This is a genomic window from Acidovorax sp. SRB_24, from assembly GCF_012931925.1.
Genome location: NZ_MWOM01000006.1, coordinates 26962 through 42285 on the forward strand (window position 1 = coordinate 26962; position 15324 = coordinate 42285).

The 15324-nt window shown below is 67.9% G+C and carries 10 protein-coding genes and 1 pseudogene; 5 read left to right on the forward strand and 6 right to left on the reverse strand.

Annotated elements, in window-relative coordinates; translation table 11 throughout:
- Positions 1–268, reverse strand: a pseudogene (locus B2J89_RS22650) (bifunctional uridylyltransferase/uridylyl-removing protein); the annotation flags it as partial.
- Positions 269–328: 60 nt separating this feature from the next.
- Positions 329–1144 (reverse strand): type I methionyl aminopeptidase, encoded by an 816-nt coding sequence (gene map / locus B2J89_RS03265; RefSeq protein WP_169167800.1) that lies wholly within the window; start codon positions 1142–1144, stop codon positions 329–331.
- 173 nt (positions 1145–1317) lie between these two features.
- Between map and purL the strand changes: the two genes are divergently transcribed.
- The 3 genes from purL (at position 1318) to B2J89_RS03280 (ending at position 6738) form a co-directional block, all read left to right on the forward strand.
- Entirely contained in the window at positions 1318–5346 is a 4029-nt protein-coding gene (gene purL, locus B2J89_RS03270; RefSeq protein WP_169167801.1) for a phosphoribosylformylglycinamidine synthase, read from the forward strand.
- A gap of 142 nt (positions 5347–5488) precedes the next feature.
- A complete protein-coding gene (locus tag B2J89_RS03275) occupies positions 5489–6472 on the forward strand; it encodes a DUF808 domain-containing protein (protein WP_169167802.1) in 984 nt (327 codons plus the stop codon).
- Positions 6473–6570: 98 nt separating this feature from the next.
- A complete protein-coding gene (locus tag B2J89_RS03280; protein ID WP_169167803.1) occupies positions 6571–6738 on the forward strand; it encodes a hypothetical protein in 168 nt (55 codons plus the stop codon).
- Positions 6739–6844: 106 nt separating this feature from the next.
- On the opposite strand, the gene B2J89_RS03285 is transcribed toward B2J89_RS03280, so the two are convergent.
- From B2J89_RS03285 to asd, 4 genes are all read right to left on the reverse strand, one after another.
- Positions 6845–8506, reverse strand: coding sequence for an L-lactate permease (locus B2J89_RS03285; RefSeq protein WP_169167804.1), 1662 nt, complete (start codon positions 8504–8506; stop codon positions 6845–6847).
- A gap of 357 nt (positions 8507–8863) precedes the next feature.
- A complete protein-coding gene (locus B2J89_RS03290) occupies positions 8864–10147 on the reverse strand; it encodes an O-acetylhomoserine aminocarboxypropyltransferase/cysteine synthase family protein (protein ID WP_169167805.1) in 1284 nt (427 codons plus the stop codon).
- 214 nt (positions 10148–10361) lie between these two features.
- Positions 10362–12365 carry a U32 family peptidase gene (locus tag B2J89_RS03295; RefSeq protein ID WP_169167806.1) on the reverse strand — a complete coding sequence of 668 codons (2004 nt, stop codon included), beginning with the start codon at positions 12363–12365 and terminating at the stop codon, positions 10362–10364.
- A 63-nt stretch (positions 12366–12428) separates the two neighbouring features.
- Entirely contained in the window at positions 12429–13292 is an 864-nt protein-coding gene (gene asd / locus B2J89_RS03300) for an archaetidylserine decarboxylase (RefSeq protein WP_169167807.1), read from the reverse strand.
- A 292-nt stretch (positions 13293–13584) separates the two neighbouring features.
- Here asd and B2J89_RS03305 point away from each other — a divergent pair, with 292 nt between their 5' ends.
- The gene (locus tag B2J89_RS03305) at positions 13585–14772 is read left to right on the forward strand and encodes an HPP family protein (RefSeq protein ID WP_169167808.1); all 1188 of its coding nucleotides are present in this window, start codon (positions 13585–13587) and stop codon (positions 14770–14772) included.
- A gap of 239 nt (positions 14773–15011) precedes the next feature.
- Positions 15012–15260 (forward strand): translation initiation factor IF-1, encoded by a 249-nt coding sequence (gene infA / locus B2J89_RS03310; protein ID WP_169167809.1) that lies wholly within the window; start codon positions 15012–15014, stop codon positions 15258–15260.
- The last annotated feature ends 64 nt before the right edge of the window (positions 15261–15324 follow it).

Here is a 15324-nt window from a genome sequence, read left to right on the forward strand (position 1 = left end):
CGCCGTCCTCGGGCAAGAGCAGCAGCACGTCCACATCGGAGTAGGGAAACAGCTGGTCGCGGCCAAAGCCGCCGACGGCGACCAGCGCCAAGCTCTGTGGCAGGGCCGCGTGCGCCCACAGCGTGCACAGCAGGCTGCCGGTGAGGCCCGAGAGCTTGCGCAGGCGCGCGTGGATGCCGCGCGTGGACGCCTGCGAGGCCTGCAGCGCGGCCAGCAGGGCCGCTTTGTGCTGGCGGTAGGTGTCGCGCAGGTCGTGCAGTTCGGTCATGGACAGGGCAGGGTCAGAGGACATGGCCCGCAACCATGCAAGAAGCGTGCGCGGTGGCGCTCAGGTGGCCGTGGCCTGGACGAAGGGGGGCAGGGCGGGTGAGCCGGCGGAGAGCGTCAGCACGTCGTAGCCGGTTTCGGTAACCAGCACCGTGTGCTCCCACTGGGCCGAGAGGCTGTGGTCCTTGGTGACGATGGTCCAGCCGTCGTTGCCGAATTCCTTGATCTCGCGCCGGCCGGCATTGATCATCGGTTCAATGGTGAAGACCATGCCGGGCTTCAATTCTTCGAGCGTGCCGGGGCGGCCGTAGTGCAGCACCTGCGGCTCCTCGTGGAACACCTTGCCGATGCCGTGGCCGCAGAACTCGCGTACCACGCTGAAACCATGGCCTTCGGCGAACTTCTGGATGGCGTGGCCGATGTCGCCCAGGTGGGCGCCGGGCTTGACCTGCTGGATGCCCAGCCACATGGCGTCGAAGGTGATGGCCGACAGGCGCTTGGCGGCGATCGAGCATTCGCCGATCAGGTACATGCGGCTGTTGTCGCCGTACCAGCCGTCCGGGGTGATCACGGTGACGTCGACGTTGACGAAGTCGCCCTTCTTGAGCGGCTTGTCGTTGGGAATGCCGTGGCAGACCACATGGTTGACCGAGGTGCACAGCGACGCGGGGTAGGGTGGGTAGCCCGGCGGCTGGTAGCCGATGGTGGCCGAAATGGTGCCCTGCTGGGCCATGCATTCGGCGCCCAGGCGGTCGATTTCGCGGGTGGTGATGCCGGGCCGGATGTGCGGTGCGATGTAGTCCAGCACTTCAGAGGCCAGGCGGCATGCCACGCGCATGCCGGCAATGTCTTCTGCCGTTTTGATGGTGATGCTCATGCGGCAATTATCCCATCGCGCCCTGTGCCCTGCCGGCCACCGGGAGCTGCCCCTGCCCCCAGCCCGGTAAAATGCCGGGCTTCGATCCCGCGTGCGCAGGCCTTCCGGCGCCGCCATCGCCGGGCTGCCCCCGGTCGGTCCCTCTGTCCTCTCAAACCCTTCAGGCCGCCACTGTGACCTTGCACATGACCACGCTTGCGGGCGGTAACGCTCTCAGCCCTTTCCGCGCCCAACAACTCCAGGCTGCGCTCGAAGCCATCCACCCGAAGATCGCCGCCATCGCCGCGCGCCATGTGCACCTGGTTGCCACCGACGTGGCACCGACCCCCGAGCAGCAGCAGCGCTTGGCCGACCTGCTGACCTACGGCGAGCCCTACGCCGGCCCGGCCGAGGGCCCCGCCATCGTCGTCACGCCGCGCCTGGGCACCGTCTCGCCCTGGGCGTCCAAGGCCACCGACATCGCGCGCAACTGTGGGCTGCAGATCCACCGGGTCGAGCGCGTCACCGAATACCGCCTGCAACTGCAGTCGGGCCTGCTGGGCCGGCCGACGCTCAGCGCCGAGCAGCTGGCGCAGGTCGCCGCACTGCTGCACGACCGCATGACCGAGTCCGTGGTGGCCGACCTGGCCGGCGCGCAGGCGCTGTTCACCGCGCTGCAGCCCCAGCCCATGGAGCATGTGGACGTGCTCGGCGGCGGGCGCGCGCAGCTCGAAGCGGCCAACGTGCGCTTTGGCCTGGCGCTGGCCGACGACGAAATCGACTACCTCGTTCACGCCTTCCAGGGCTTGGGCCGCAACCCCAGCGACGTCGAGCTGATGATGTTCGCGCAGGCCAACAGCGAGCACTGCCGCCACAAGATCTTCAACGCGCAGTTCACCATCGACGGCGCGGCGCAGGGCGTGACCCTGTTCGGCATGATCCGCCACACGCACCAGACCAGCCCGCAGCACACGGTGGTGGCGTACTCCGACAACGCCTCGGTGATGGAAGGCACGCAGGTCGAGCGGTTTGTGGCCAAAATGGCCTCCAGCGCAAGCGGGTCAAGCGCTGTTAGCTATCAAAAAGAGAGTGCGTTGCAGCACGTGCTGATGAAGGTGGAAACGCACAACCACCCCACGGCGATCTCGCCGTTTCCCGGTGCCTCCACGGGCGCGGGCGGCGAAATCCGCGACGAAGGCGCGACCGGGCGCGGCTCCAAGCCCAAGGCGGGCCTGACGGGCTTCACCGTCTCCAAGCTCTGGGGCGGCGCTTCCGACCAGGAGGGCGGCAAGCCCGGCCACATCGCCAGCCCGCTGCAGATCATGACCGAGGGGCCGCTGGGCGGCGCCGCGTTCAACAACGAGTTCGGCCGGCCCAACCTGCTGGGCTACTTCCGCGAGTATGAGCAGACCGTCGCGGGCGTCGCGCGCGGCTACCTCAAGCCGATCATGATCGCCGGCGGCCTGGGCGTGATCGACGCAGCGCAAACGCAGAAGATCGAATTCCCGGCCGGTTCGCTGCTGATCCAGTTGGGCGGCCCGGGCATGCGCATCGGCATGGGCGGCAGCGCCGCCAGCTCGATGGCCACGGGCGCCAACGCGGCCGAGCTCGACTTCGACTCGGTGCAGCGCGGCAACCCCGAAATCGAGCGCCGCGCGCAGGAGGTCATCAACCACTGCTGGGCGCAGGGCGCGGCCAACCCGATCCTGGCGATCCACGACGTCGGCGCGGGCGGGCTCTCGAACGCGTTTCCCGAACTGACCAACGACGCCGGCCGCGGTGCGCGCTTTGACCTGCGCGCCGTGCAGCTCGAAGAGTCGGGCATGGCGCCCAAGGAAATCTGGTCCAACGAAAGCCAGGAGCGCTATGTGCTGGCGATCGCGCCCGAATCGCTGGACCAGTTCCAGGCGTTCTGCGAGCGCGAGCGCTGCCCGTTCGCCGTCATCGGCACGGCCACCGAAGAGCGCCAGCTGGTGCTCGAAGACACGGCCGCCACGGCCGACGACCAGAAGCTGCCGGTGGACATGCCCATGTCGGTGCTGCTGGGCAAGCCGCCCAAGATGCACCGCGACGTGGCCACCGTGGCGCGCGAGTTCGCGCCCATGGTTCTCACCGGCGTCAGCCTGCAGCAGTCCGTCATCGACGTGCTGAGCCACCCCACGGTGGCGTCCAAGCGCTTCCTGATCACCATCGGCGACCGCAGCGTGGGCGGCCTAACGCACCGCGACCAGATGGTCGGCCCCTGGCAGGTGCCGGTGGCCGACGTGGCGGTGACGCTGGCCGATTACAAGGGCTTTGCCGGCGAGGCCATGGCCATGGGCGAGCGCACGCCGCTGGCCGCCATCGACGCGCCGGCTTCGGGCCGCATGGCCGTGGCCGAAGCCATCACCAACCTGCTGGCCGCGCCGATCGAGCTGCCGCGCGTCAAGCTCTCGGCCAACTGGATGGCCGCCTGCGGCGAGCCTGGCGAGGATGCGGCGCTGTACGCCACCGTGAAGGCCGTGGGCCTGGAGCTGTGCCCGGCGCTTGGCGTGTCGATTCCGGTCGGCAAGGACTCCTTGTCGATGCGCACGCAGTGGCAGCACGCAGGCGAAGCCCACAAGGTGGTCTCGCCCGTCAGCCTGGTCATCACCGCATTTGCCACGCTGGCAGACGTGCGCGGCACGCTGACGCCGCAGCTTGACGCCACGGAGGACGACACCACGCTGGTGCTGATCGACCTGGGCAAGGGCCAAAGCCGCATGGGCGGCAGCATCCTGGGCCAGGTGCTGGACCAGGCCGGCGACACCGTGCCCGACCTTGACGACGCGCAAGACCTGAAGAACCTCGTGGCCGCCGTGAACGCGCTGCGCGCGCAGGGCAAGATTCTGGCCTACCACGACCGCAGCGACGGCGGCCTGCTGGCCGCGGTGGCCGAGATGGCCTTTGCCGGCCACGTCGGCGTGGCGCTGAACGTCGACATGCTGGTCATCGAAGGCGACGGCATCTCCGACAGCCGCATGGAAACCGGCGACGCCAAGAATTGGGCGCAGCAGGTCAGCGCGCGCCGCGAAGAGCTGACGCTCAAGGCGCTGTTCAACGAAGAGCTGGGCGTGGTGCTGCAGGTGCGCACGGCCGAGCGCAACGAGGTCATGCAGACGCTGCGCGCGCACGGCCTCTCGGCCTTCAGCCACTTCGTCGGCAAGACGCGCCCGGCCAGCTCTGCCATCGACGCGGGCAAGGGCCAGCTGTCGGTGTGGCGCGACGCCAAGGAGGTCTTCAGCGCGCCGCTGCACGACCTGCACCAGGTCTGGGACAGCGTGAGCTGGAAGATCTGCCAGCAGCGCGACAACCCGGCCGGTGCCGACGCCGAGCACGCCGCCGCCGGCGCGCCGGCCGACCCCGGCATGCATGTGCACCTGGCGTTCGACCCGGCCGTCAACGTGGCCGCGCCGTTCTTGAACCTCGCGCGCCCCAAGGTGGCCGTGCTGCGCGAGCAGGGCGTGAACTCGCACATCGAAATGGCCTATGCCTTCACCGAAGCGGGCTTCGAGGCGCACGATGTGCACATGACCGATCTGCAGACCGGCCGCGCCCGGCTGCAGGACTTCCAGGGCGTGGTCGCGTGCGGTGGCTTCAGCTACGGCGACACGCTGGGCGCCGGCATTGGCTGGGCGCGCAGCATCACCTTCAACCCCGTGCTGGCGGCGCAGTTCCAGGGCTTCTTCGCGCGCCAGGACACCTTCGGCCTCGGCGTGTGCAACGGCTGCCAGATGTTTGCCGAGCTGGCCGACATCATTCCGGGCGCGCAGGACTGGCCGCGCTTCACGACCAACCAGAGCGAGCGCTTCGAGGCGCGGCTGTCGATGGTCGAGGTGCTCGAATCGCCGAGCCTGTTCTTCGCCGGCATGGCCGGCAGCCGCCTGCCGATCGCCGTGGCGCACGGCGAGGGCTATGCCAACTTCAAGCACCGCGGCAACGCGGCCCAGGCGGTCGCCGCGATGCGCTTCGTCGACCACCACGGCGTCGCCACCGAGCAGTACCCGTTCAATCCCAACGGCAGCGCCGGCGGCCTCACGGCCGTGACCACCGCCGACGGCCGTTTCACGGCCATGATGCCGCACCCCGAGCGGGTCTTCCGCAACATCCAGATGAGCTGGACCGACCTGGGCGCCACCGGCGGCGCCGCGGCGGCCAGCCCCTGGATGCAGATCTGGCGCAACGCGCGCAAATGGATCGGTTGAGCTTGGGACAGCGCGCGCAGCGGCTGCGCTGCTGACCTGTTTCACTATCAAAAACATAGCTTCCAGCGCATGTCCTACAAGCGCTGGAAGCTTTTTTTATCCATAATCCGTCCACTTTCAGCACCTCTCCCAAGGAGTTTCCATGGCCGGAGCCAGCCTGCTGACCCTGTTGGACGACATTGCCACCATCCTCGACGACGTGGCCCTGATGACCAAGGTGGCAGCGAAGAAAAGCGCTGTGATCGCCGACGACGTGTCGGCCATGACCAAGGTGGCCACGCAAAAGACCGCTGGTGTGCTGGGCGACGATCTGGCGCTCAACGCGCAGCAGGTGTCGGGCGTGCGGGCCGAGCGCGAAATCCCCGTGGTTTGGGCCGTGGCCAAGGGCTCGCTGGTCAACAAGCTCATCCTGGTGCCGGCGGCGCTGGCCATCAGTGCCTTCATCCCCTGGGCGGTGACGCCGCTGCTCATGCTGGGCGGCGCCTTCCTGTGCTTCGAGGGCTTCGAGAAGCTGGCGCACAAGTTCCTGCACAGCGCGCCGCGCGCCGCGGCCGAGCACGACAGCCTCGTGCAGGCGAACGCCAATCCCGCCGTCGACATGGTGGCGTTCGAAAAGGGCAAGATCCAGGGCGCCGTGCGCACCGACTTCATCCTGTCGGCCGAGATCATCACCATCGCACTGGGCACGGTGGCGGAGGCGCCCTTCGTGCAGCAGCTGGCGGTGCTGACGGCCGTCGCGGCACTGATGACCGTCGGCGTCTACGGCCTCGTGGCGGGCATCGTCAAGCTCGACGACCTCGGCTTGTGGCTCACCGACCGCAGCAACGCCGTGGCCCAGGCCCTGGGGCGCGGCGTGGTGCGCGCTGCGCCGGGGCTGATGAAGGCGCTCAGCGTGGCGGGCACGGCGGCCATGTTCCTCGTGGGCGGCGGCATTCTGGTGCACGGTTGGCCTGCGCTGCACCACGCGACCGAGGGCTGGGCCGTTGCGGCGTCCCAGGTCGGGGCTTGGGCGCAGATCCTGGCCGCAAATGGCCTCAACGCCGTGGTCGGCCTGGTCGCCGGTGCGCTGGTGCTCGCGGGCGTGACCCTGGTGCAGCGCCTGCGTGGACGTGCCGGCGTGCCATGAAGCCACGCAGGGCCATGGCGCTTGGGTCAGGGGCGCCGCAGCTATGGCCTAATAGAGGGCTTTCCCTTTTTCTTTTCACTTTTTAGCGGAGGCCTCCCATGGGCAACAAAATCGTCACCGAAGCAGATCGCAAGCGCACCCCCCAGCCGAAAACCCTGCCTGGCTTCACCCTGCCCACCGCCGGCCGTGGCCAGCGCGTAAGCCTGGAGCGCGGCGTGTCCACGCGCAGCAAGAAGAACCCCGGCAAGCGCCCCCACCAGGGTTGATCGCCATTTGGCGGTGCGGCCTTGTGGCCGCTGCAAACACAAAAGCCCTCTGACGAGGGCTTTTGTGTTTCTCGGTCGGCGCGGCTTAGGGTCGCGTCTTGCCCGTTCAGTGCACGACCATCAGATGGAATGGCCAGACATAGGCCTGCAGCGTCACGTACAGGCCCACCAGGCAGGCCAGCGCAATCGAGTGGAAGAACACGTAGCGCAGGATGTCGCCTTCGTGGTTGAACCAGCGCGTGGCCGTGGACGCCACGACGATGGACTGCGCGTCGATCATCTTGCCCATCACGCCGCCCGAGCTGTTGGCCGCGCCCATCAGGTTGGGCGACAGCCCCAACTGCTCGGCCGCCACCTTCTGCATGCCGCCAAACAGCACGTTCGAGGCCGTGTCCGATCCGGTGAGCGCCACGCCCAGCCAGCCCATCAGCGTGCCGAAGAACGGGTAGAGGACGCCGGTGTTGGCAAACGCCAGGCCCAGCGTGGTGTCGGTGCCCGAGTAGCGCGTGAGCGTGCCCAGGGCCAGCATCAGAACGATGGTGAGCAGTGAATACTTCACCAGCCACACCGTCTTGAAGAAGGTGCGCACGATGGCCACCGGGTTGTACTTCATGAGCAGCGCGCTGACGATGGCCGACAGCAGGATGCCCGTGCCGGTGGCTGAAAGCAGGTTGAGCGTATAGATGGCGCCTTCCTTGGTCGGCTGGGTCACCACGGGTGGCACCTTTTCGACCAGGTTGTGCAGCCCGCTCATGGGGAAGGCGGGGGCGAAGAGGCCGTTGAGCCAGGTCTTCACCACGGGCAGGCCCCAGATGAACACGAACACCGACAGCACCACCCAGGGCATCCAGGCGCGCAGCAGTTCAGCGCGGCTGTGCTGCGCGACCGCCTGGGGCGGCTTGGCCTCGGCAGCGCTGATGTCCTTGCCGCGCAGCGACGGCGAGGTCCACACCTTCTTGGGCTGCCACACGCGCAGGAAGCCCACCAAGCATGCCATCGAGATGATGGCCGCAATGATGTCCACCAGTTCCGGCCCGATGAAGTTGGACACCAGGTACTGCGGCACGGCAAACGACACGCCCGTCACCAGGATGGCCGGCCAGATTTCCATCATGCCCTTGCGCCCGGCGAACGCCCAGATCAGCCAGAACGGCACTAGCAGCGAGAAAAACGGCAGCTGGCGTCCGATCATGGCGGTGACTTCCATCAGATCGTAGCCATGCACCTTGGCCAGCGTGATCACGGGCGTGCCCAGCGCGCCAAAGGCCACGGGCGCGGTGTTGGCGATCAGCGACAGGCCCGAGGCCGCCAGCGGCGAAAAACCCAGGCCGATCAGGATCGCGGCCGTCACCGCCACGGGCGTGCCAAAGCCGGCCGCGCCCTCGAAGAATGCGCCAAAGCAGAACGCGATCAGCAGCAGCTGGATGCGCCGGTCTTCGGTGATGCCCGAGAGCGAGTCCTGCAGCACCTTGAAGCTGCCGTTCTGCTCGGTCAGCTGGTGCAGAAAGATGATGTTCAGCACGATCCAGCCAATCGGCAAGAGGCCGGTGAAGCCGCCGTAGAGTGCTGCGCGCCCGGCCATGTCCACCGGCATGCCATAGGCAAAGATGGCCACCAGCAGCGCTGCCACCAGCCCCATGCCGGCCGCAATGTGCGCCTTGATGTGGAAGAAGCCCAGCGCCGCAAGCATGACCACCACCGGGATCGCGGCCAGCGCGGTGGAGATGATCATGTTGCCGAACGGGTCGTAGATTTGCTGCCAGGTCATTCTTGTCTCCATTTATGTGCCGCTGCGGGGCCGAACCCCTGCATCCGACGGGCTGCGTTGAAGGCAGTACCGGACTTTAAGAAATGCGGCTTTGGCACGGCGTGAAAACGCTTGCAGCGTTGCATGAAGCTTTTTCAGGAACCGCTGGCGCATCGTAAGCCCAAGCAGTGGTAATGCATGCCGCTGCGCTGCATCGCTGTTGTGAACTTTCCACAGCCCATACAGCGCCTTTTGAATGCTTCTAATTCGATAGCTTGAAGCGCTTCGTGCACAAGCGCTTGGGGCCAAAAATCCCCTGTTTTTCAGCACGCCCGCCGCGCACCGCGTGCGGCGCTGGGGCAGGCGCGGTGCGGCGACTCAGACGCGTTCGAGCGCCTGCGCCAGGTCGGCCTGCAGGTCGTCGATGTGCTCGATGCCGACCGACAGGCGCACCATGTTTTCGCTGACGCCGGCCTTGGCCAGTTCTTCGGGGTTGAGCTGGCGGTGCGTGGTCGACGCCGGGTGCGTGGCCAGCGACTTGGCGTCACCGATGTTCACAAGGCGCGTGAACAGGCCGAGCGCGTCGAGGAAGCGCGCGCCGGCGGCGCGCGGGTCGGCGTCGCTGGCTTTGAGGCCGAACGACAGAATGCCCGAGGCCTTGCCGCTCATCTGGCGCTGCGCCAGCGCGTGGTCGGCGTGGTCGGGCAGGCCGGCGTAGCGCACCCATTCGACCTTGGGATGGCTCTGCAGGAACCGGGCCAGCGCCAGCGTGTTGTCGCAGATGCGGTCCATGCGCAGCGGCAGGGTTTCGATGCCCTGCAGCGTGAGCCAGGCGTTGAACGGCGAGAGCGCCGCGCCCATGTTGCGCAGCGGCACCACGCGCGCGCGGCCGATGTAGGCGGCAGCGCCCAGGGCTTCCGTGTAGACCACGCCGTGGTAGCTCACGTCGGGCTCGTTGAGGCGCTTGAAGCGTTCCTTGTGCTGGCCCCAAGGGAACTTGCCGCTGTCGACGATCACGCCGCCGATGCTGTTGCCATGGCCGTTCATGTATTTGGTGAGCGCGTGCACCACGATGTCGGCGCCGTGCTCGATCGGGCGGCACAGGTAGGGGCTGGGTACGGTGTTGTCGACGATCAGCGGAATGCCATGGTCGTGCGCGATCTGGGCCAGGGCGGCTATGTCGGTCACGTTGCCCAGCGGGTTGCCGATCGATTCGCAGAACACGGCCTTGGTGCGCGCGTCGATCAGCGTGGCAAAGGTCTCGGGCCGGCCGGGGTCGGCAAAGCGCACCTCGATGCCCTGCTGCGGAAAGGTGTGGGCAAACAGGTTGTAGGTGCCGCCATAGAGCGTGCTGGCCGAGACGATGTTGTCGCCGGCTTCGGCAATGGTCTGGACCGCGGCCGTGATGGCGGCCATGCCCGAGGCCAGCGCCAGCGCGGCCACGCCGCCTTCGAGCGCAGCGACGCGCTGCTCGAGCACGTCGGTGGTCGGGTTCATGATGCGCGTGTAGATGTTGCCCGCCACCTTCAGGTCGAACAGGTCGGCGCCATGCTGGGCGCTGTCGAACGCATAGGCCACCGTCTGGTACAGCGGCACGGCGGCGGACTTGGTGGTGGGATCGGGCGTGTAGCCGGCGTGGACGGCCAGGGTTTCGATGCGCATGGGTCTCCTCGGGATAGGGATGGAACACAACATGCCAGCGCGGGCTGGCAATGGCGGCCATTGTCGCCAGCTGCCGCGCTGGCGCCAAACAAGCTTTGGCTATGTTCTTATGTGCAGAGCAAAACGCTGCTTATTTGATAGCTATTGACGATTATCAGGTAAGGGCTAGAGGCAGATTCGGCCCCTATTGCGCAGCGTGGTGCCACGCTCCCGCTCATGCGGCCGTGTGCGGCCGGGTACGGTAGAACTGCAGCGGCTTCTCGGCCATGTCCTGCCGGTGCTGGTTCAGCACCGAGCGCTTCATCTTGCCCACCACATGCATCTCGCAGGGTTTGCAGTCAAAGCGCAGCGTGAGCTTTTCCTTGCCGTTGACGAGGTGCAGCGGCTCGGCCTTGATGGTGCCCTTGACGCCGATCACGCCCTTGGCCTGCTTGGGGCACAGGCTGAGCGAAAAGCGCACGCAGTGCTTGGTGATCATCAGGCTGACTTCGCCTTCCTCTTCCTTGCTTTCGTACGCCGCGTCGATCACCTGCACGCCGTGCTTTCGGTAGAAGTCGTGCGCCTTGGTGTTGTAGACGTTGGCCAGGTAGCTCAGCGTGTCTTCGGGGAAGGGCGTGGGCGGCTGCACGGGCTGGGCGCGCGGCAGGCGCGGCAGGCCGGCGGCGCGGGCGGCCTCGAGCGCGGCCACGGCGTCGCGCCGCAGCGCGTTCAACACGGACGCCGGCACGAACCACGGCTGCGACAGCGCCAGCGCGATGTCGTGCACCGAAAAAATCGTGCTGCCAAAGCGGCCCAGCTGCTCGCGCAGCGTGGCCTCGGCTTGCGTGGCATCGGTGGCGTACTGGTGCGCCAGGGCCGCGCTGGCGCTGCCGACAAAGCCGTCCTCGTCGGTCAGCGTGAGCGCGAAACCCGTGGGGGTTTCGGCCAGCTGCGCCCACAGGCCGATGCGGCGCTCGCTCGATTTCTTGTCGAGCATGCGGACCCAGTCCATGTCGCGGTTGCGGTTGATTTCAACGCCCTTGCGCAGGTCCTTCAGGCCCGCGATCGGGTCTTTGGGATAGACCCGCCACTGGCCCACGCTGCGGCCGGAGACCGGCTCGGCGCGGTTGATGGCCAGGCCGACCAGCTCCTTTTGCAGGTCGTAGTAGCACAGGCCGTCGCCGTTGTGCAGCACGGTCTCGGGGCTGCTGGTCTCGAGTTCGACAAAGTCTTCGCCGACGCGGGTGACCCAGCCGATCGCGCGGCCGGGCGTCTTGGGGGTGTCGAAGGCGCCGATGTCGTCCTTGCGGCCGTTGACGAAGTAATCGGTGAACTCGCGGTTGAAGTTCTGGTCGGGGTCGGGCGTGAAGAAGAAGCGCGTGCTGCCGCTCGACGCGCGCGCCAGCGGCTGGCCCGAGCATTCGCGCTCTTCGATGATCGCGTCGAGCAGCGTGCGGTAGTGGGCCGTGATGTTCTTCACATAGCCCATGTCCTTGTAGCGGCCTTCGATCTTGAAGCTGCGCACGCCCGCGTCGATGAGCGCGCGCAGGTTGTCCGACTGGTTGTTGTCCTTCATCGACAGCACATGCTTGTCGTGCGCGATGAAGCGGCCCTGGTCGTCGGTGACTTGGTAGGGCAGGCGGCAGGCCTGGTTGCAGTCGCCGCGGTTGGCGCTGCGCCCGGTGTGCGCGTGGGTGATATAGCACTGGCCCGAATAGGCCACGCACAGGGCGCCGTGGACGAAGAACTCGATGCTGCAGCGTTCGGGGTCGGTGGCGGCGCGCACGGCAGCGATCTGCTGCAGGGTCAGCTCGCGCGCCAGCACGATCTGCGACAGGCCCGCGTCCTGCAGGAAGCGCGCTTTCTCGGGCGTGCGGATGTCGGTCTGCGTGCTCGCGTGCAGCTGGATAGGCGGCAGGTCGAGTTCGAGCAGGCCCATGTCCTGGATGATCAGCGCGTCGGCGCCGGCGTGGTAGACCTGCCAGGCCATCTGGCGCGCTCCCTCGAGCTCATCGTCGCGCAGGATGGTGTTGAGCGTGATGAAGATGCGGCTGCCAAAGCGGTGCGCATGCTGGATCAGGCGCTCCAGGTCGCGGAGGTCGTTGCCGGCCGTGGCGCGCGCGCCAAAGGCCGGGCCGCCGATGTAGACGGCATCGGCGCCGTGGTTGACCGCCTCGATGCCGATGTCGGCGTCGCGGGCGGGGGAGAGCAGTTCGAGCTGGTGGGGCAGGAGGGACATGGGCGGGATTATCCCCGTGCCCAGCGGGCCCGCGCCGGCCGGGGCTTTCGGCGCCTTGGCGGCTCAGGCGCTGGTCGGCGCCGCGCCGCGCGAGGCCATGGCCTCGCCGAGGCGGATGGCGCGGCCCGGCGCCCAGGCGGGGTTGAAGCGCAGCGGCCCGGCGGGGAACAGCATCACCACGGTGGAACCCAGCAGGAAACGCCCCATTTCGTCGCCCTGCTGCAGCGCAATCCCCTGGCCGGTGTAGTCCCACTGGCGCGGCACGCCACTGCGCGGCGGATTCACCTGCCCGTGCCAGACGGTGGCCATGCTGCCCACGATGGTCGCGCCCACGAGCACCAGCACGAACGGCCCGTGCTCGGAATCAAAGGTGCAGACCACACGCTCGTTGCGCGCGAACAGCCCGGGCACGCCGCGCGCGGTGGTCGGGTTGACCGAGAACAGGTCGCCGGGCACATGCACCATGCTGCGCAGGGTGCCCGCGCAGGGCATGTGGATGCGGTGGTAGTCGCGCGGGCTCAGGTAGAGCGTGGCGAAATGGCCGTCGGCAAACTGCGCCGCGAGCGCCGCATCGCCGCCGACCAGGGCCGTGGCCGAGTAGCTGTGGCCCTTGGCCTGGAAGACCTGGCCCTGGTCGATGGCGCCGAACTGGCTGATGGCGCCGTCGACCGGGCAGACCAGGTCGGCCTGCGCCAGCGGCCGGGCGCCGGGCCGCAGCGCGCGCGTGAAGAAGGCGTTGAAGCTGTCGTAGGCGGCCATGTCCGGCTCGGCCGCCTCGGCCATGTCGACCTCGTAGCGCGCGACGAAACGGCGGATCAGCGCCGTGGTCAGGCCGCCCGCGCGGGCCGAGGCGATGCGCCCCGCCAGCGTGGTCAGCAGGCGCTTGGGCAAAAGGTACTGCGGCAAAACGGCAAGGCGATCAGACACGTGGGCAGGCCCGGTAATGGTGGGAGCGGGCCATTCTATCGGCCCCTGCGCGCCGTTCGGCCGGGAACTGGGGCTGGCCGGGCCGCGGTTTTGCGGGGCTCGCGCCTGGGGGGCTGGCACCCCGCCGCCTACAGGGCCATTGCGCTGCAGCAGCAGGTTGGGGGAGCGGCGGGCACAATGCGCGGTTTGCCCGCGGCGGCACTTCGGAAATCGTCCCACCGCGCCGCAGCCCCCGCGCCGCGCCATGGGGGCTCCAGCCGCCGCCTCTGTGTTCTTCCATCGCGCTTTGTCCATGCCTTCTTCAGATATCGACCGGCGGCCACTACCTGCCGCCAGCGCTGCCGCGCCAGCGCACTCTGCCAGGGCGCAGCTGCTGCAGTGGCTGCGCAACTTCTGGCCCGCCCCGATGCGCATCAATGGGCGCGAGCGGGTCCGCATCACGCTGGGCGTGGCCCTGGGGGTGCTGTGCATGGCCCTGCTGGGGCGGTGGTGGGCGCACACGGGGAGCGCGCAGCCGTGGATGGTCGCTTCCCTGGGCGCCAGCGCCGTGCTGGTGTTTGCCATTCCGTCGAGTCCCCTGTCGCAGCCGTGGCCGCTGCTGGGGGGTAATACGCTGTCGGTGCTGGTGGGCGTGGCCTGCGCGGCCCTGGTGCCCGACCCGGCCTGGGCAGCGGCCCTCGCGGTGGCGCTTGCGGTCGCCGCCATGCTGTCGTTGCGCTGCCTGCACCCGCCCGGTGCGGCGCTGGCGCTGTTCGTCGTGCTCAACCACGGTCTGGGCGCGCAGCTGGCGGCATTTCCGGTGCTCTTCAGCTCGGTCGTGCTGCTGGCGGCGGGCGTGGTCTACAACAGCCTCACGGGGCGCAGCTACCCGCACCCGCAGCGCACGCCGGAGGCCAGGGCCGATCCCCAGCACGGGGGCTTCATCTCGGCCGACCTGGACGCTGCTCTGGCGCACTACAACGAGGTGCTGGACATCAGCCGGGCCGACCTGGAGGGGCTGCTGCACATGGCAGGGCGCGCTGCGTTTGCGCGCACGCTGGGCGAGCTGCGCTGCCGCGACATCATGTCCAGACCGCCCTTCGCGGTCGAGGCGGGCGCCCCGCTGGCCCACGCCTGGACCCTGATGCGGCGCGAGCAGATCAAGGCCTTGCCCGTGGTCGACGCGCAGCACGCGGTGCTGGGCATCGTCACGGTGGCCGATTTCATGCGCCTGGCCAACCTCGACGAGCGCGAAGGCCTGGGACAGCGCCTGCGCAGGCTGGTGATGGGACGCGGACACCAACCCAAGGTGGTGGGGGAGATCATGTCGGCCCCCGTGCAGGTGGCCCAGGCCCTGCAGCATGTGATGGAGCTGGTGCCGCTGTTTTCGCACGGCGGGCACCACCACATTCCCATCGTCGATGAGCAGCAGCGCCTGGCGGGCATCATCACGCAGACCGACCTGGTGCGCGCCCTGGCCGCTGCTGTGCAGGTACAGTGAAGAGCCCATAGGCACGGCAGCCGCATCGCGCTACAATTGACAGGCTAAAGCACAGCGCTCGCCTGTCCATTGAAGCCGTCTCAGCCGGCATCCTTCCCGACCTGCTCCAATTGGGTGCAGCGACTCCCACAGCCCGCAATGCACAGTGTGCCTAGTCCTTCACAGGGCTTCGCTGCCCGGGGCGGACGCGCCATGCGCAGGCGCTGAACACGGATTGATTTGTTTTTAAGAGATTGAACATGGCCAAAGAAGAACTGATTGAAATGCAGGGCAGCGTCACGGAAGTGCTGCCCGACTCACGCTTTCGCGTGACCCTGGACAACGGGCACCAGCTGATTGCCTACACCGGCGGCAAGATGCGCAAGCACCACATCCGCATCCTGGCCGGCGACAAGGTGTCGCTGGAAATGTCGCCCTACGACCTGACCAAGGGCCGCATCACGTTCCGCCACCTGGCTGGCCGCGGTCCTGGGCCGGGCAGCCGCTGAGCACTTGCACGCGGGCCAGACGCGTGCCCGGGAGCATTTAAATTGAAATCGTACGGGCTCCTTC

Bases quoted from the DNA above. Each gene is read 5' to 3' on its own strand.
- map (WP_169167800.1), bottom strand. From the start codon at position 1,144: ATGAGCATCACCATCAAAACGGCAGAAGACATTGCCGGCATGCGCGTG.
- B2J89_RS03275 (WP_169167802.1), top strand. From the start codon at position 5,489: ATGGCCGGAGCCAGCCTGCTGACCCTGTTGGACGACATTGCCACCATC.
- B2J89_RS03280 (WP_169167803.1), top strand. From the start codon at position 6,571: ATGGGCAACAAAATCGTCACCGAAGCAGATCGCAAGCGCACCCCCCAG.
- B2J89_RS03285 (WP_169167804.1), bottom strand. From the start codon at position 8,506: ATGACCTGGCAGCAAATCTACGACCCGTTCGGCAACATGATCATCTCC.
- B2J89_RS03290 (WP_169167805.1), bottom strand. From the start codon at position 10,147: ATGCGCATCGAAACCCTGGCCGTCCACGCCGGCTACACGCCCGATCCC.
- B2J89_RS03295 (WP_169167806.1), bottom strand. From the start codon at position 12,365: ATGTCCCTCCTGCCCCACCAGCTCGAACTGCTCTCCCCCGCCCGCGAC.
- B2J89_RS03305 (WP_169167808.1), top strand. From the start codon at position 13,585: ATGCCTTCTTCAGATATCGACCGGCGGCCACTACCTGCCGCCAGCGCT.
- infA (WP_169167809.1), top strand. From the start codon at position 15,012: ATGGCCAAAGAAGAACTGATTGAAATGCAGGGCAGCGTCACGGAAGTG.